Consider the following 17779-nt stretch of genomic DNA (forward strand, 5'->3'; position numbering starts at 1 on the left):
GACGTGTGAGGGCTCAATCGGATTTGCTCCGTAAGCAAGGGGCTGAACTGGAGAGAATGGAGGGTTTGCTGGGATTGAAATTGTTGCAGTCGAGGCTCAACCCCCATTTTCTCTTCAACTCCTTGAATTCCATTCAGTATTTCATCAGCCTGGATGATAAGAAAACGTCGCTGCAGTACATCGGACGGTTTTCGGCATTTCTGCGGAAAATGATCCAATACGGCGACGAAACGGCCATTCAACTGAACGACGAAGCAGAACTGGTGCGTGACTATCTACTGTTAGAGCAATACCGTTTCCCCGACCGGTTCGATTTCGAGATCAACCTGGCCGGGGATACCGGCCTGGAAGACATTCCTCCGTTCCTGACGCACCACCTCGTGGAAGAAGCGCTCTACCGCGGGGTTTTACATCTCGACAGGGCGGAAAAAGGCTGGATCCGGATCGATGTGAAACCCGAGGGCGACAGCATCCGCATGGAAATTTCGGACAACGGCAAACCCGGCGCTTTCGGCCGCGAAACCGAAGATCATTCCGCCATGCTGGACGAGCGCATCCGCCGTTACAACGCCCTTCACACCCGGAACGTCCGCCTGGAATCAAGGAAAGCAAGCGTGGAAGGAGGACGCGAAAACACGGCCATCGTCACCATCCGATGAAAAAAACACCGTATCTTGTTACCACCTCAAAACCCGTTTATGAAAATCAAAGCGCTCATTGTGGAAGATGAAATCCTGAGCCGCGAATTTCTATCCAACATGGTCCGCGAGCATTGCCCCCAGCTGGAGCTCGCCGGCACGGCGTCTAACGTAGACGAAGCCATTGCGCAAATAGAAACATTGTCCCCGCAACTGGTTTTCCTCGATATCGAAATGCAGACAGGCACCGGGTTCGATGTGCTCCAACGCACGGCCGGCCGCCAATTTCATGTCATTTTCACCACCGCGTTCGATCATTACGCCATCAAAGCCATCAAGTTTTCCGCCGTAGATTACCTGCTCAAACCCATCGCGTTCGACGAGCTGCAACAGGCCGTGGACAAAGCGGTCAGGCAAATGGGATCCACGTCCGACGATAACCGGCTCGACCTCCTGCTTAAAAATATCACCCGCTCCTCCGGCGACGATTTCTGCATCAGCCTGTCTACTTCCGAAGGCGTCGATTTCGTGCCGCTTTCCACCATCATCCGCCTCGAAGCCAAAGGCCCGTACACGATTTTTTTCCTGAAAGACGGGCGGCAGATCATGGTAAGCCGGAACCTGAAGGAGTACGAAAATACGCTCCAGGAATACGGTTTCTTCCGCATCCACAACTCCAACATCATCAACCTCAAGGATGTGAAACGCTGGGTGAAGACGGACGGCGGCTATGCCATCATGAGCGACGGCGCCATGGTAGCCATTTCCCCTAAGAAGAAAGAAGATTTTATGATGCTGATGACAAGGCGGACGGTGTAAGTTCCGCCAGTTCGGCGATCGCCTGTTCGATCACGCGCCTGACCTTTTGCAGTTGCGCGGGCTCGGCTTTGCGCGTTTGTTGCAGCGTCCGCAGCTCGGCGCCGATGTGCTCCGACAGGCCGAAGAACCCGGCCGACGTGCTCATGGTGTGCGCGATCTTGTATAACTGTTCCCCGTTGCCCGATGCGGCGGCTTTTTCGAGGGCTTTCAGGTCTTTGGGGGCCTGCTGTACGAACGTGCGGATCATCTCCTGCATGAACGCGGCGTTGTGGCGGGTCTGCTCGCGGAGGAAACGGAGATCGGCCACGGCGGCGGGGCGGTTCCCGGCGATGACGGCCAGCAGCTCGCTTTCGCGGAAAGGTTTGGATAGATAGCCGTTCATGCCGGCGGCGATGCATTTTTCCTTTTCGCCGCTGAACGCATGGGCGGTGATGGCGACGATGGGCGTCTGCAAACCCAGTTCCCCGCGGATCTTCCGGGTGGCGGCGTATCCGTCCATTCCGGGGATTTGAATGTCCATAAGGATGAGGTCTGCCGTGTTTTTCCGCAGCCAGGCCAGCGCCTTGGTGCCGCTGTTGACGCCAAACGCCGTGTAGCCGTTGTTTTCGAGCATGAGGCGCGTCATTTTCTGGTTCAGGACGTTGTCTTCGACGACCAGTACCCTGCAACCCGCGCCCCCTGGGGCGGCGGTGGCTTCGGGCTGGCTGGGGGCCTCATGCGCGGCGGCTTTCACGAAAGGTAATTTCACGATGAACTCCGAACCCTTGCCCGGTTTGCTTTCCAGGGTAATGGAACCGCCCATGATCTGCGCCAGCTCCCGCGCGATGGCGAGCCCCAGTCCGGAGCCTCCGTATTTCCGGGAAATGGCCGTGTCCGCCTGCGTAAACCGCTCGAACACCGACGCCTGTTTGGCCGCGGAAATCCCGATGCCGGTGTCGCGGATGCGGAAAACGGCGCGCAGGGAATGCGAAGTATCCGCTTCGGCCGTGCAACTGATCGTTACACCGCCTTTTTCCGTGAATTTGACGGCATTGGAAATGATGTTCAATAAAATCTGCGACACGCGCATGCTGTCGCCCAGGAGCGGCTGCGCCAGGGCTTCGTCGATGGTGAGGGTGTATTGCAGGTCTTTACTGCGGACCTTCGGGTCGAGCATGAGCCCGATGGCGTGCAGCATCTGGGGGATGTTCAGCGGCGCGGCGGCCACGGAAATCTTCCCTGCGTCCAGCTTGCTGAGGTCCATGATATCGTTGATGGTAGCGAGCAGGTTGCTGCCGGAAGTGGAAATGGCTTCGAGGTATTCGTTTTGCCGGGCAGACAGGCGCGTTTTTTTCAACAGCTCCGTGAAACCGAGGATCGCGGTGAGCGGCGTCCGCAGTTCATGGCTCATGTTGGCCACGAATTCGGATTTGGTGCGCGACGATTCTTCCGCCATCACCCGCGCCTTTTCCAGTTGTTCTTCGATGGTTTTTCGGAGGAAGAAAGTCGGAATGTCGGGCGTGATCACCGACGTTGCCGGCATCCCTTTTTCCTGCGCCAGCCGCTGCAGATGTTCGTTGATTTTGTGCGGAGGCGACATGACGAACGTGCATTGCGCGTCGCCTTTCGCGCGGCAGCTCACTTCCACCGCGGTAAGCGGCAGCCCGAAGCTTTCCTGGCACCAGCCGGTGGAATACCCGGCGCTCATGATGCAGACCGGCGCGTCGGATTTGACGCCGGCGCGCACCCAGGCATCCGCTTCGAATGAAAACGGGTGGTGGTAGTGGAGAAAATAGCGGTCGTCGGGCGTGGGCGTACTATCCGGCAGGATGTCCACGAAAGCCCAGCCCGTATAAGCGAAATGCACCGGCCCGGCCGACAGGCGCGACAGCGGGTCGGTGACATTCATTTTTGCATGGAAAGCCTTGGCGTCGTTGATGCCGATGGCGTGTGAAATATCGAACAAAAAATCGCGCCCGATCCCGAACGCCTCGCTCTGCCCGCGGTCTGCGTAGAGGTGGCGGATGCTGTCGAGAAAATCTTTCGAAAAAGCCGATGCCCTTACCAGCACGTACCGCTCGCCCGATATTTCGATGGTGCCTTCCGAGGGGCGCATCCGGATGTCGGAAAAATAGGTTTTCACCGTTTGTTCCGCTGCGCGGAAGTAGGGATCGAACGCCGCCGGTACTTTAACGGACGGGGCATCTGAAGCTGGCTGTGGATGCGGGTCGGAAGCGGCGGCCTCCAGTTCCCTGATCCGGTTTTTCAACGCTGCGATCTGATCGGTTGCTTTCATGTTTTACGCGATAGCGTCTGCGGTGCGGACGGCCGCCCGAGACTGGGGTACATCCTTTGGGGAATCTCCCAGTAAAATACGATAATCTTTCGGGTTGATGGGCTTAAAAAATTCGTACGGCAACCAGCGGGTGGCGGTGGTGCGCAGGCCCATGTCGCGCATCAGCTGGTCCAGATGCATGAAATTAAACGGCGCTACGCAGGTGCCGCTGAACTCCCCGGCGATCGGCCTCCCGGATTGGCGCCAGTTGCCCATGAACGTCATGTCCGCACGGACCTGGTCGGGCGGTGGAAGACGCAAACTTCCTTGTGCATAACGTACCAGCCAGTTGGCGGCGATTTCGGAAGTGAGGGTCGTGAACAAACTGGAGTTATATCCCACGAAACCCAGGTTCGGCACATCGGGATGAAGAATGTTCCGGAACAGCCGGAAATGCCCCTGCTCGCCGATGATATGTTGCCGGTGGCGCGCATCGATGAAGTTCAGGGTTTGACGGAACCCCGTACCGCAAACGAGTATGTCTGCCTGTAACGAACTGCCGTTTTTGAGATGTATCACATCGCCTTCGATCCTGTCGATTTCCGTTTGCTGCGCGCGGATGGAGCCGTCTTTCACTTTCTGGTAAAACCCTTCCGGTGCTACGCCCAGGCTGCAGCTGATCTGATCTTCGATGCGGTGGGAGGGCAGCATGTTGCAGGCTTTCAGTTTGAACTGGGTTTTTAATAATAGTTCGAGCCCGCGCCATTGCATCCATACCATGGGTTTGCCGGCGGAATGGAGGAATTTCTGGAAAGGGGTTTTATAAGGTGCGTTGAAGAAGGCTTCGGAGAAGCGGGAGAAAAGGAGGTAGCGCATGTTGATGAGGTTCCCGAAGTAACGCGGCACTTTCCATTGCGCCTTGCGGAACAGCAAATGTGTTTCCCTGGCAATGCCGGCCGACAGCGTGGCCACGTCTGTGGCGGATTTGGCGAAGCCCACCACGGCCACGCGCTTCCCTTTCAATACGGCTGCGTCGGTGATCTGGCTGGAATGGAGGAGCTGGCCGGTGAAGGAGGCCGCGCCGGGGAAGTCGGGAATACTGGGTGTGCTGAACGTGCCGGTGCAAACGGCCATGAAATCGAATACCTGCGTGTCCGTTCGTCCGGAAGGCATATGGGTATAATCTGCCAGCCAGGCGCCGTCTTCGTGCCGCAGCCAGGAAACGGCCGTGTTGAACCGGATGTTGGGCAATATGCCGAAGTGCTCGGCGTATGATTGCAGGTAGCGTTGCACCTGTTCGCCGGAAGGCCAGAGCGGATAATCTTTCGGCATGGGGAAGTCGGAAAATGCGTATTCGTCGCGGGTGGTTTGGGTGGCAACGCCGTGATAGGAGCGGCTCTTTTCCCAAACACCGCCGATGGCGGCGGCTTTTTCGAACAGGGTGACGCGGTAACCCGCGCCCAGGAAAGCTTTTGCGGTAACGAGGCCACTGAGGCCCGCGCCGATGATACCGATGTGTTGCATGACAATGGGGTTTTGTTCCGTGAAATTAGGGATGTAGCTCCCGGTCCGGAAGTGCCGATTAATGATTGGCGCCTCCCGGTTAACCCAAAAGCACTCTCCATTAATTGCGCTTTCCATCACCCCGCCCGTTCCCGCACTTTTACAAAAAAATGTTACCCCATATGTTAGCAACATCCGCATCATTCCGGTTTTTACACCGCATCATCGGCAACGGCGGCCCCGAGCCCCACGAATACGCCGAGCTGAACGAGATCTTCGAATACATCGCTGCGGCCTTCCGTGCGGGGGAGCTCTCGAAAGCCGACCAGGAATCCCTGTACGAAGGGTTCGGCAGCAACGAAGCCATCGGCCATACCATCCTCGGCCATGCCCGCGCCAAACCATTCGGGTACGCCGGCGATTTTCTCATCATCGATAAAATTTACCGGCAGGAAGTGACGGACGACGGCCGCCTGTGCAAGTGGGATATCTTCTGGCATCGCCAACCCGCCACCCGCGCGGTCCGCAACCGGAAAGACTATTTCATCCGCATGGTCCGCAAAACCCTCCGCGCCCGCGATTCCTTCCGCCTGCTCAACATCGCCAGCGGCCCGGGACGCGATCTCGCGGAAGCGTACGCCCGTATCGATCCCGCCAGGATGCAGACCGTTTGCGTGGAAGCAGACGATAAAGCCATCGCGTACGCATCCAACCTCAATGCTTCATTCAAAGATCACATCGAATTCATCCACCGCAACGTGTTCCGCTTCGATACGCACCAGCGGTTCGATGTGGCCTGGAGCGCAGGGCTGTTCGACTATTTCGAAGACGGCGTTTTCGTGAAGCTGTTGCAGAAGATGATGGGCTGGACGAAGCCCGGCGGCGAAGTTATCGTCGGCAATTTCGGCGATCATAATCCTACGCGCGGTTATATGGAGATCATCAGCGAATGGTACCTCCATCACCGTTCCGCTGGCCACCTGCGCGAACTGGCTTTGCGCGCCGGCGCGGATGCGGAGCGGGTATATGTGGAGCGCGAGCCCGAGGGCGTCAACCTCTTCCTGCACATCGGCGTGTAGCCATAGGTAAAACCGGCGATTTTTTTTATTTTGGGTGATCCTTGCCAAACCCGGGATTCCCCATCATGCCGAACCATCGCTTTTGCCTCCGGACCCTCTGCCTTTTCGTGGCCCTTCCGCTCGCGGCCTTTTCCCAGAAGGAAGACCGTAAGCTCACCGCCAAATTGCTCGGACTGACGCGCAGTTTCAACGGCGACGTGGGTATCTACGTGCAGCACCTGAAAACGGGCCGTTTCGCGGCCATCAACGCCGATACGGTATTTCCGACCGCCAGCATCGTGAAAGTACCGCTGCTGGTGGGGCTGTTCGACAAGATCGAGAAGGGGGAACTGAAATACCACCAGCCCATGATCTACCGCGATTCCGCGAAGTACGGCGGCTCGGGGATCATGCAGTTCTTCAAGGACAGCGCCGAAACGGAAATCAGCGTGCTGGCCGCGCTCATGATGTCTTACAGCGACAACACCACCTCGCTCTGGAACCAGGCGCTGGCCGGCGGGGGGCAACGCGTCAACGAAATCCTCGAACAATACGGTTTCAAAGATACCCGCGTGAACTCGCGCACGCCAGGCCGTGCCGACATCTGGAAAATTTATGGTTGGGGGCAGACCACGCCCCGCGAAATGGCGCGCCTCGTCACAATGATCCGGAAAGGGGAAATATTGAGCCCCGCCGCGTGCGACCGCATGTACCGGCTCATGTGCCGCGGTTATTACGACGAATCTTCCCTGTCTCAAATCCCGCCGTTCGTACAGGCTGCCCATAAAACGGGATCGGTAGATGCGTCGAGGTCGGAAGTGGTGCTGGTGAACGCGCCGCACGGCGATTACGTGTTCCATATCGCTACGAAGAACAATAAAGACCAGCGTTGGGTAGACGATAATGAAGCGGTGGTATTGATCAGGAACGTATCCGCGCTGATCTGGCGGCACTTTGAGCCGAAGAGCGACTGGAAGCCGCTGTACACGGTTTACAAGTGATTCATTTCATACACTCTTTCCAGCAGGTCGATTTTTTCCTGCTCCGGCATGTCCGGCGCCTTGATCATGCAATTGTAGAGGAGGTTGCCGCGGGTGCCGAACAGGAAATACATGTTATTCTGACCGTTTTTGGCCTGCCAGCAGATATAGGCCTTTTCGCGGTTTTCGCTGAGCTTGCGGACGGTCATCCGGGATTCCTCGCGAAGGGTGCGGGCGTCCCAGTTATAATAGGCAAGGGCGTTTTCGAAGTCGGTACGCTCGCGCACGAACACGTCCAGCGCTTCGCCGGGCATCACGCAGATGGCGATCACGGTGGAATCGGCATTGGTGAGGACGATCTGCTGTTTTTTGTCTTTCAGGCATTCCTGGAGCTTCCAGGCGCCGGGGAGGCGAAGTTCAGGCTGATAACGGTTGTATTTCACGACCGTGGTGTCTTGCACGGACTGGAACGCATAACTGTATTCGGAACAATCGCTGATGTCGGTCAACTCCAGCCGCCCGTCTTTCACCTGTCCGCGAAGGAAAGCCGGCTGCCCGTCTTCCGAGGTGGAGCCCATGCTGCCGCCGTTGCCCAGGTGCATCACCAGTTCGCCGCCCTGCATGGTGTAGGTGCCTTTCTGGGCGTATTTCTTGTTGCGGCCGAACCATTCCGCCACGCTCTGGGCATTGTCTGACGGTACGGATTGCAGAAAAAATACCCCGTCCGGGTAAAAACGCAGATACGTATGAACAGCAGTGGAAACCTCGGGCATACGGCCCGTAGGGGCGGAATAAAGCCCGTCGAACTGAAGATTTTGCGCAAGCAGGCCATTAGCCTGCATCAAAAGGCACACGAAAGCAATAATACGCGCTGGCATGTATGTAACAGTTATAGGTAGTCTGAATGTAGATTTAATTTACAACGAATTTTCCATATAAAAACGTGTTTGCGTCACCGAATCGGTAACAAATTTGTTGCTCATTTGTAAAGTCTTGACACACCAACACTTGCCGCATGGAATTTCATAGCCGTATCGAAGATTTAATACAGCAGTTCGGGGCCGACCCTTCCGCCGGTCTTTCCCCCGACCGATCGGCCGCGCTGTTGGCCGAACATGGGCCCAACGAACTGGCCGCCGCCCGGCGGGAGTCGCCCTGGCTGATCCTTTTGCACCAGTTCATGAGCCCCGTGATCTACCTGTTGCTCATCGCGATGGGTATGTCTTTGTTCTTCCGGGAATGGCTGGACGCCATCGCCATCGCCGTGGTGATCCTCCTTAATGCATTGATCGGCTTCATCATGGAATTCCAGGCGGAAAAGGCCATGGACGCACTCCGGCAGATGACCACACAGACCGCCCGGGTGCTCCGGGGCGGGCAGACCATCGAAATCCCCTCCACCGAAATCGTCCCGGGCGACATACTGTTGCTCGATGCCGGCGATATGGTGCAGGCCGATGGCAGGATACTTTCGTCCACGAGCCTCCAGGCCGATGAGTCCGCCCTCACCGGGGAATCCCTCCCGGTCGAAAAATCGCCGGCGGAGCTCCCGGAAGATACGCCCCTGGCCGAGCGGACGAACATGGTCTACAAAGGGACCTTCATCCGCAACGGAAACGCCCGGGTGTTGTGTACGGCCACCGGCATGAAAACCGAACTGGGGCAGATCGCGCATATGGTGGCGGGGGCGCAGAAATCGGCCACGCCGCTGGAAAAGAAACTGGAAGGCTTCAGCAAACGGCTCATTGGCATCACGGTGGTGATCGTGGTGCTGATCTTCGGGGCGGGCGTACTGAACCAGGTGCCCATCCTGGAAATGCTGAAAACATCCATCGCGCTGGCGGTGGCGGCCATCCCGGAAGGTTTGCCCGTGGTAGCGACGCTGAGCCTGGCGCGGGGGATGATCAGCATGGCGCGGCAGAACGTGATCGTGAAAAAACTCTCCGCCGTGGAAACCCTCGGGGCCACGACGGTGATCTGTACCGATAAAACCGGGACGCTGACGGAAAACAGGATGCAGGTGACGGAAGCCTGGCTGCCCGGCGCCGCCTGGAAACAGGGCGAGGAACCCCCCGCCGGGGAGGCCTTCCGCCTGCTGCGGGAAACGGCGGTGCTGTGTAACAACGCCACCCTGAACGGTGATCAGCACATCGGAGACCCCATTGAAGTGAGCCTCCTGCAATTTGCCGGGGAAACCGGTGCGGAGGACGGGCCGCTCCGCCAGGCTTTCCAAAAGTTGGACGAAGCCCCCTTCAACTCCGATACCCGCGTCATGGCCACGCTGCATCAAAACAACGGCCGGTTCCGCGTTTCAGCCAAAGGCGCCACGGAAGACCTGTTGGGGTATTGCACCGCCATCCTCAAAAACGGCCAGCCCGAACCGCTCACCGACGCCCACAAAAAAGAATGGATGGAAGCCACGGAAAAGCTCGCTGCATCGGGCCTCAAGACCCTCGGCTACGCCAGCCGGGAAGATACCGCCCGGCCGGGTGAAATGCTGCAGGAGCTGGTGTTCCTCGGCATTACGGGGTTCATGGACCCGCCGCGCGCCGGCGTAAAAAACGTCATCCGCGAATGCCATGGCGCGGGCATCCGGGTGCTCATGCTCACGGGCGACCATCCCGCCACGGCCGCCACCATCGCCAAACAGCTGGATATCGTGGAAGAAGGGCAGAAGCCAGTGGTAACGGGCCGGGAGCTGGAAAAGGATGGCGGGGCCTGGGAAGGCGCCGCCGTCTTTGCCAGGGTGAGCCCCAAACAGAAACTCGACCTCGTAAAAGGCTTGCAGGAGCAACACCAGATCGTTGCGATGACGGGCGACGGTGTCAACGACGCGCCGGCGCTCAAAAAGGCGGATATCGGCATCGCGATGGGGATCCGCGGCACGCAGGTGTCGCAGGATGTGGCGGATATGGTGCTGAAAGACGATGCCTTCCAATCGATCGTGATGGCCGTGCGGCAGGGGAGGGTCATTTTCACGAACATCCGCCGGTTCATCATTTTCCTGTTGTCCTGCAACTTGAGCGAACTGCTGGTGATAGGGCTGGTGGCCACTTTCAACATTCCCTTTCAGCTGGCGGCCATTCAAATCCTGTTCATTAACCTCATTACCGACGTATTTCCCGCCATGGCGCTGGGTTTTACGGAGGGAGACGAAACCGTCATGCAGAAAAATCCCCGCGATCCGCGCAAGCCCATCCTCAGCCGAAACGGATGGACGTGGATCTGGGTGTACGCTGCCGTCATCGGCGGAAGCGCATTGGGAGCGGCTTTCACGGCGGAGTATTTCCGGGAAGGGGAAACGGACCGGCATGCGGCCAACAACGTACTTTTTTATACCCTTATCCTTTCCCAACTCTTCCACGCGCTCAGCATGAAGGAACCGCGCGAGCAATTCCTCGGCGGGCCCGTGATGCGGAATAAATACCTGATCGGCTCGATTTTCCTCAGCGCGGGGATCACGTTCGGATGCCTGTTCATTCCGCCGGTGGCGGAAGCGCTGCGCCTGCAGATGATGCCGGCGATAGACTGGTGGCTGACGCTGGGGTTCAGCCTGTCGTCGTTGCTCGTGGTGCGGCTGCTGTCGGGGATTTTTATGCGGAAGTGATACAAAAGCAAAACGGCCCCGTTCCCGGAGCCGCGTTGCAAGCGATAGAAGAAAAGATTATTCGGACCGGAGGCTCTTGACGGGGTCCGTCAAAGCCGCGCGGATACTTTGCGTGCTGATGGTGAGAATGGCGATGGACATGGCGCCGAGGCAGGTGAGGGCGATGATGTCCCACGAAACGATGGTCCGGTATTCGAAATTGTTCAGCCAGTATTGCATGCCCCACCAGCCCAGAGGCACCGCTATCGCCAGGGCGATCAATACCAGGATGGCGAAATCGGTGGACATGAGCCGCCACAGGCTGAATACGGATGCGCCCATCACTTTCCTGACCCCGATTTCCTTGGTGCGCTGCTCCGCCATGAAGCTCGCCATGCCAAAGAGCCCCAGGCAGCTGATGAAAACCGCCAGCATGGCGAAATAGGCCGACAGCTTCCCGATCCGCTGTTCCGACAGGAATTTCTGCATGTATTGCACATCCACGAAATCATACATGAATGGTATGCCGGAATTATGTTTCGTAAATATCGCCTCCAACTGTTTCAGCGAAGCGTCTACCGGCTTGTCAGGATTTAGGCGCATGAGGAACAGGTTCCCGCGGCCGGAATTAATGTTCCAGACCGTACGGAATACGGGCGTGTAGGGCGATTGCATGATCATGTCCTTCACTACACCAACCACCGTGTACGCGCGGCCGTCTTTTTTGACGATGGAGCCGACGGGGTTTTTCAACTGCATGAATTTTACGGCCGTTTCATTGAGGATCATCGCATTGGAATCGGAGGCGAACTGTTTGGAAAAATCGCGTCCCTGCACGATTTCCCACTGAACGGCTTTGCCGTAATCGTGCGAAACCTGGATCTGTGCGAAATTCCCCTGCGCGTCCGCATCCATTCCTTCCCATGTAAAACCGTTGTTGAAGGCGTTCACCGTATTGGGCGGCGCCGTCGCGTTCGCAACTTCCGTCACCGCTCCGGAAGCCAGGGCCTCGCTGCGGATAATGTCATATCCGTCCGCCAGCTCTTTCGTATTCATGAACGCATATATCAGCCCGTTGCGGTCATAGCCCACCGGCCTGTTTTGCGCGTGGCGGACCTGCTTGAAAACGATGAGCGTACCGATGATCAGCACCACGGAAACGGTGAACTGAAGCACCACCAGGGCTTTGCGGGGCGTGGCTGCGTACCGTCCCGCCTTGAAAGTGCCTTTCAAAACTTTTACCGGCTGGAACGACGAAAGGTAGAAAGCGGGATAACTGCCTGCCAGCACGCCGGTCATCAGTACGAACACCAATCCCGCGCACCAGAAAACAGGCTCCTGCAGCGGTAATTTCATCGTTTTACCCGCCACGTCGTTAAATAAGGGCAACGAAGCGGCCACTAACGTTATCGACAATACGAACCCGATCAGCGCCAGCAGTATCGATTCGCTGAAAAACTGGAATATCAATTGTTGGCGATGCGAGCCTACCGCCTTCCTGATCCCCACTTCCCGCGCGCGTTTCTCGCTGCGGGCGGTGCTGAGGTTCATGAAATTGATGCAGGCCAGCAGCAGCACGAATACGCCGATGATGCCAAACAGCCAAACGGAATTGATCCGGCCTCCTACGTTTTTCCCATGTTTCCAGTCACTGTACAGGTGCCATTTGCTCATGGGCCAGAGGAATACCACCGGGTTGTATGCTTTTTCCGCAGCGCGCACCTTGTCCATCTTCACATTCCTGATTTTCTCCGAAACTGTTGCCAGGTCGGCATGATCGGCAAGCTGGGCATAGGTTTGCGTGAAGTTGGAACGCCAGGGGTTTTCCAGTTCCTTGATCCAGGTATTATCTACGAGGTACAGAGCCCAGGGACAAATGAACTGCAGATTGGCAAATTCGGAATTCTGGGGAAGGTCTTTATAAACGCCCGTTACCTTTACGGGTAGCCGGTTACCGAGCATGAGCGTCTGGCCGAGCGGTTCGCCGGTCCCGAAAATCGCCTTGGCAGACGATTCGGAAAGCATGATGGAATTCACGTCCTGCAGCCCGTTGCGGGTGCCGGCCAACATTTCCAAAGACAGCATTTCAGTAATGTCTGGCTCGAAGAAATTGCCCGATCGGGAAAGGGCTTTATCTTGGTACTTCAGGATATACCCGTCCGTCCAGGCCGACTGCACCACGTATTTGAAGTCTGCGGCATATTTTTCCTTGATCGCTTCGGCCATCTGGTAAGGATTGGCCGATTGCGTGCCGGTCTCGCCGTTGAACGTCTGGTGCTGCATCACCTGCACGATGCGGTCGTGGTTCGGGAAACTCTTGTCGAACGTCAGCTCGTCGTGGAGCCAAAGCCCGATCAGGAGGGCAACGGCCATCCCGATCGATAGTCCCGCGATGTTGATCAGCGAGAATGTCTTGTTTTTGAGGAGATTCCTCCAGGCGATTTTGAGATAATTCCGGATCATGGGGTTTCGCTGTACCAAGGCGATGCCAAAAGACAGTACCTGTTTAAATGAGAATAATACAGATTATAAATATATCTATGTGTCCGATTTTGGCACAGCGGATGTCCGGCTATGCATTTTTCTTTTCATGATCGAGGAGCCATTGTTTGCGGTGGACGCCGCCGCCGTACCCGGTGAGCTGTCCGTCTTCGCTGATGATGCGGTGGCAGGGCACGAGGATGGAAATGCGGTTCATACCGTTGGCGCGGGCTACGGCGCGGATGGCCGAAGGCGATCCCAGCGTTTGTGCCTGTCGTTTATAGGTGCTGGTGGTCCCGAAAGGCACGTCCAGCAGCAATTGCCAGACCTGTTGCTGGAAGGGCGTTCCGGGCATGTAGAGCGGTACGCTGAAGGATTTTCTCTTCCCTTCGAAATATTCGTCGAGCTGCGTGCGCAGCGTATCGAAATGGGGGTTGTGGCCGGGGATGATCTCGGCGTTGTGCAGCCTTGCGATGTCTTTCAGTTCCGTTTCGAGCATTTTGCGGTCGGAGAATTCGAGGAGGCAGATGCCCGAGGCGGCGGCGCAGGCGAACATGGTGCCCAGCGGGGTTTCCAGGCGGGAAACGTTCACCACGTTGCGGCTCCGGCTGTTGGAGGGCGCCACGCCGAAAACGGATTTGAACGAATCGGCGAAGCCGCTCAGCGAATCGTACCCCGCTTCGAAGGCGGTGCCGGTTACCGACGCGCCTTCGCGCAGGTGGCGGAAAGCGGAGTTGAGGCGGAACATCCGCTGATAGGCGTGGAACGTGATGCCGTGGTTTTTCAGGAACCAGCGGCGGACGGTGCTGGGTTCCAGGCCGAGGGCGGTCAGTTCCCCGTCGCGGAATTTCTTCGAAGGGTCGGCGTATAAGGCTTCGAGCAGTTCGCGGATGGGCGCCGGGGTTTCGCCGCTTTTTTCCAGCGGGCGGCACACTTTGCAGGGGCGGTAGCCTTTCTGGATGGCTTCTTTGGCAGAGGTCACGAATTCCACGTTCTCCAGCTTCGGTTTGCGCGCGGTGCAGCTGGGCCTGCAAAAAATGCCGGTGGTTTTGACGGCGGTGAAGAAGGTGCCTTCGAACGATGTGTCTTTTTCAACAATGGCCTGGTACATTCTCTCTCGGGTAAGCATGGGCGATGATTTACGTCAAAGGTAGGATGCCGGCGGAGGGCAGGCAACCGGAAAATGAACAACTATTTTTCCGGCACCGGGCCGCTTTTCCGGGAACTGAGCCATATCCCGGCGATCACCAGCACGCCGCCTGCCCATTGCAGGCTGGTAAAGGTTTCGCGGAGGAAAATGAAGGCCACGATGGCGCCGATGACGGGGTTGAGGTTCAGGAAATTCCCGACCTGCGCGGCCGGCAGGTTTTCGAGGGCTTTGTTGTAAAGGAAATACGCCACGGCAGACGACAGGATGCCGCAGTAACCCAATCCCAGCCAGGCTTTCCACGAAATCTCCGGGAACCCGGTCTGATGAACTTCCATCCACCCGATGGGGATGGAAAGCGCCGTGCCGATCATCATGCTCACGGCGGTTACCTGCAGCGTGTCGTGGTCTTTCATGGTGCGGGACAGCAGCGTGTACACGCTCCAGAGGCACACGGCGGCCACGATGAGCGTGCTGCCGAGGGTGCTGCCGGCGCCCTGGCCGCGGTTGCCCACGAAGCCGACGAGGATCACGCCGGTGACGGACAGTATGATCCCCGCCACGAGCCGCTTGCCCAGGTGCTCCTTCAATATCAGCGCGGCCGGTACGGCAATGGCCACCGGTACGAGGCCCTCGATCAGGGCGCCGGTACTGGCCGGGATATAGTGCATGCCGGTGTTGAAGCAGAGATAATACAACGTGGTGCCGGAAAGCCCCATCAACGTGAGCTTTCCCAACGGCAACGGGGCCTTCGTCCGCCGCCTGCTTACCAAATAAAATGGCAGCAGCGCGATGCAGGCGATCACATTACGGAGCGTAGCGGCCGTCAGCGGCGGGATCTCCGTCACCACATACTTCGTCACCGAAAACGAGCTCCCCCAGATCAGGAGCACCACCAATATCGAAATAAGCCCCCGCGTATGCATCGGGGCATGGCTGTTGTTCATATGCCGGTCTCCGCTTTGGCGCGGGCCACCAAGATAGGAATAAAACCCATGGTATCTTTTTGCTTTTAAGTAATGAGGAATTATTTACCAATCGATTGCAATGATGGGCGGTTCCATCGGCAACACCGCTGTTCGTACATTGTAGTTGGCGCGTGCTCATCAGTCGCGCGCCGCTACTCAACCTATTAGATGTTATGAATATGAAAAGCACCTGGATGTTGGGAATGATGCTGGCCGCCGTAACAGTGAACGCGCAGGTCCCCCGTTCCCAAAAGACCGACTGGCTCGTTTCGCCCGTCGCGCAAAAAGCAACGATCACCGAAACCGGAAAAGACATTGTGCTCGCTAACGGTCTCGTTCAGCGGAAGTTCCGCACACAGCCCAACCTGGCCTGTTACGATTACCTCAACCTCGTTACCGGCCAGCAGCTCCTCCGCGCCGTGAAACCCGAAGCCAGGGTCACCGTCAACGGGAGAACGCTGAACGTAGGCGGCCTCCGCGGACAAAAAGAAAACGCCTATCTCCAACCCGAATGGCTCGACGGCTTTACGGCGGGCGAAAGCGATTTCCGCTACATCCGCCATACCGAATCCGCGCTGAAGCCCCGTGTAAACTGGAAAGGCGCCTATTGGGCCGCCAACCGCAACCAGCCCACCGGCCGGCAGATCGAGTTTTACTATGAAAGCGCCGCGCCCGAAGCCAAAGGCGTTACCGTGATCGTCAGCTACGCCATTTACGACGGGCTCCCGCTCATCGCCAAATGGGTGACGGTACAGAATAAAAGCGGTGCGGATGTTACCGTGAATGGCATCGTGCACGAAATTTTGGGCATGGTGGAAGAGGAAAGCGCCGTGGTAGGCACGCCCGAAAAACTCAAAAAGCCCCAGGGCATTTATTTCGAAACGAATTATGCGTTCAACAACGCGATGAATTATCCCGTGAGCGACCAAACCTCCCACTGGAAACTGGATTCGTCGTACACTTCGCAGGTCAACTACGATTACGGCACGCCCTGCCTTTTCGAAGCGTATCCGGACAAGGTGACGGCCGTTAACCTGGAAAACGGGGAAAGCATGACCTCGCCCGCCACCTGGGAACTGCTCATGGATGGCGACGACCGGGAAAGGCGCGGCCTCGCTGTTCGCAAAATGTACCGCACCATCGCGCCGTGGACCACCGGCAATCCCATTTTCATGCACCTGGTCAGCAAAAATGACCAGGAAGTGAGGACGGCCGTCGACCAATGCGCGGCAACCGGTTACGAAGCGCTCATCCTCAGTTTCGGCAGCCATGTCAACATGGAAGACACCGCTGCCGCCAACATCGCAAGGTGGAAATCGTTGAGCGATTATGCACATGCGAAAGGTATCCTCATCGGCGGATATTCCCTGTTCAGCTCCCGCCGCATCAGCGATAAGGACGATGTGATCAATCCCGCTACGGGCAAGCCCGGCGGTGCTTTCTTCGGCAACGCGCCCTGCTTCGGCAGCGAATGGGGGCTGGCGTACCGCGACAAGATCAAGTATTTCATCAAACAGACCGGTTTCGATATCTGGGAGAACGACGGGCCCTATCCCGGCGATGTATGCGCGTCTACAACGCACCCCGGGCATAAGGACCTGCACGATTCGCAATGGCGCCAGATGGAGATCCAGAAAGAATTGTACCGTTCCCTCAACGAGCAGGGCGTATACGTGAACGCGCCCGACTGGTACTTCCTCGACGGCACCAACAAAATCGCATTGGGTTACCGGGAAGTGAATTTCTCCCTTTCCCGCGACCAGCAGAAAATCCTCAACCGGCAGAATATCTATGACGGCACCTGGGCGAAAACGCCTTCCATGGGCTGGGGCTTCGTGCCGCTCACCAAATACCAGGGCGGTGGCCCGGAAGCCGTGCTGGAGCCGCTGAACGAGCATCTGGACGATTACAGACAGTTGATGTTCCAATACTACGGTTCCGGTGTGCAGGCCTGCTACCGCGGCCCCAGGTTGTACGACACCGACGCCACGAAGGCCGTCGTGAAAGACATGGTGACCTGGTACAAAAAGTACCGCAACATCCTCAACGCGGACGTCATCCACCTGCGCCGCGCCGATGCACGCGATTGGGACGGCATCCTGCATGCCGATCCGCAAGGGAAGGAGAAAGGGTTCCTCATCCTCTACAATCCCCTCAAAACCGCCATCACCCGTACCATCCGCGTTCCGCTCTACTATACCGGGCTAACGGCCACGGCTAAAGTATCCGCCAACGGCACCGCGCCGAAAAGCTACACCCTCAACCGCGATTACACGATCGATATGGCGGTGACGCTGGCGCCGGAAAGCTACAACTGGTGGGTGATCCAGTAAGATGATCAAGGC

General features: G+C 57.5%; 12 protein-coding genes. 6 read left to right on the forward strand and 6 right to left on the reverse strand.

Annotated features, from left to right (window positions below):
- Window positions 1-23 precede the first annotated feature (23 nt).
- Together ACQKLP_RS20700 and ACQKLP_RS20705 are read left to right on the forward strand one after the other, a co-directional pair.
- Window positions 24-659: a sensor histidine kinase gene (locus ACQKLP_RS20700; RefSeq protein WP_427324822.1), complete on the forward strand. Its 636-nt coding sequence runs from the start codon at window positions 24-26 to the stop codon at window positions 657-659.
- Window positions 660-698: 39 nt separating this feature from the next.
- Entirely contained in the window at window positions 699-1457 is a 759-nt protein-coding gene (locus tag ACQKLP_RS20705; RefSeq protein WP_427324823.1) for a LytR/AlgR family response regulator transcription factor, read from the forward strand.
- On the opposite strand, the gene ACQKLP_RS20710 is transcribed toward ACQKLP_RS20705, so the two are convergent.
- Entirely contained in the window at window positions 1426-3732 is a 2307-nt protein-coding gene (locus ACQKLP_RS20710; protein ID WP_427324824.1) for an ATP-binding protein, read from the reverse strand. The genes ACQKLP_RS20705 and ACQKLP_RS20710 overlap by 32 nt on opposite strands.
- Window positions 3733-3735: 3 nt before the next feature.
- Window positions 3736-5235, reverse strand: a complete 1500-nt coding sequence (locus tag ACQKLP_RS20715; protein WP_427324825.1) for a flavin-containing monooxygenase — start codon at window positions 5233-5235, stop codon at window positions 3736-3738.
- 161 nt (window positions 5236-5396) lie between these two features.
- Here ACQKLP_RS20715 and ACQKLP_RS20720 point away from each other — a divergent pair, with 161 nt between their 5' ends.
- Both ACQKLP_RS20720 and ACQKLP_RS20725 read left to right on the forward strand, forming a co-directional pair.
- On the forward strand, window positions 5397-6293 hold the full coding sequence (locus ACQKLP_RS20720; RefSeq protein ID WP_427324826.1) for a class I SAM-dependent methyltransferase: 897 nt from the start codon (window positions 5397-5399) through the stop codon (window positions 6291-6293).
- A gap of 65 nt (window positions 6294-6358) precedes the next feature.
- Entirely contained in the window at window positions 6359-7273 is a 915-nt protein-coding gene (locus ACQKLP_RS20725) for a serine hydrolase (protein ID WP_427324827.1), read from the forward strand.
- On the opposite strand, the gene ACQKLP_RS20730 is transcribed toward ACQKLP_RS20725, so the two are convergent.
- Window positions 7264-8130 carry a hypothetical protein gene (locus ACQKLP_RS20730; protein ID WP_427324829.1) on the reverse strand — a complete coding sequence of 289 codons (867 nt, stop codon included), beginning with the start codon at window positions 8128-8130 and terminating at the stop codon, window positions 7264-7266. The genes ACQKLP_RS20725 and ACQKLP_RS20730 overlap by 10 nt on opposite strands.
- 137 nt (window positions 8131-8267) lie before the next feature.
- Between ACQKLP_RS20730 and ACQKLP_RS20735 the strand changes: the two genes are divergently transcribed.
- Window positions 8268-10859 (forward strand): cation-translocating P-type ATPase, encoded by a 2592-nt coding sequence (locus ACQKLP_RS20735; RefSeq protein ID WP_427324830.1) that lies wholly within the window; start codon window positions 8268-8270, stop codon window positions 10857-10859.
- Window positions 10860-10916: 57 nt separating this feature from the next.
- On the opposite strand, the gene ACQKLP_RS20740 is transcribed toward ACQKLP_RS20735, so the two are convergent.
- The 3 genes from ACQKLP_RS20740 to ACQKLP_RS20750 form a co-directional block, all read right to left on the reverse strand.
- Window positions 10917-13301 (reverse strand): ABC transporter permease, encoded by a 2385-nt coding sequence (locus tag ACQKLP_RS20740; protein ID WP_427324832.1) that lies wholly within the window; start codon window positions 13299-13301, stop codon window positions 10917-10919.
- A 109-nt stretch (window positions 13302-13410) separates the two neighbouring features.
- The gene (locus ACQKLP_RS20745; RefSeq protein ID WP_427324834.1) at window positions 13411-14448 is read right to left on the reverse strand and encodes a bifunctional transcriptional activator/DNA repair enzyme AdaA; all 1038 of its coding nucleotides are present in this window, start codon (window positions 14446-14448) and stop codon (window positions 13411-13413) included.
- 62 nt (window positions 14449-14510) lie between these two features.
- Complete coding sequence (locus ACQKLP_RS20750) at window positions 14511-15413, reverse strand: DMT family transporter (RefSeq protein ID WP_427324836.1); 903 nt, start codon at window positions 15411-15413, stop codon at window positions 14511-14513.
- A 194-nt stretch (window positions 15414-15607) separates the two neighbouring features.
- On the opposite strand from ACQKLP_RS20750, the gene ACQKLP_RS20755 reads away from it, so the two are divergent.
- Window positions 15608-17767 carry an alpha-galactosidase gene (locus tag ACQKLP_RS20755; protein WP_427324838.1) on the forward strand — a complete coding sequence of 720 codons (2160 nt, stop codon included), beginning with the start codon at window positions 15608-15610 and terminating at the stop codon, window positions 17765-17767.
- The last annotated feature ends 12 nt before the right edge of the window (window positions 17768-17779 follow it).

It is taken from the genome of Chitinophaga sp. NPDC101104 (assembly GCF_050277495.1).
Taxonomy (GTDB): domain Bacteria; phylum Bacteroidota; class Bacteroidia; order Chitinophagales; family Chitinophagaceae; genus Chitinophaga.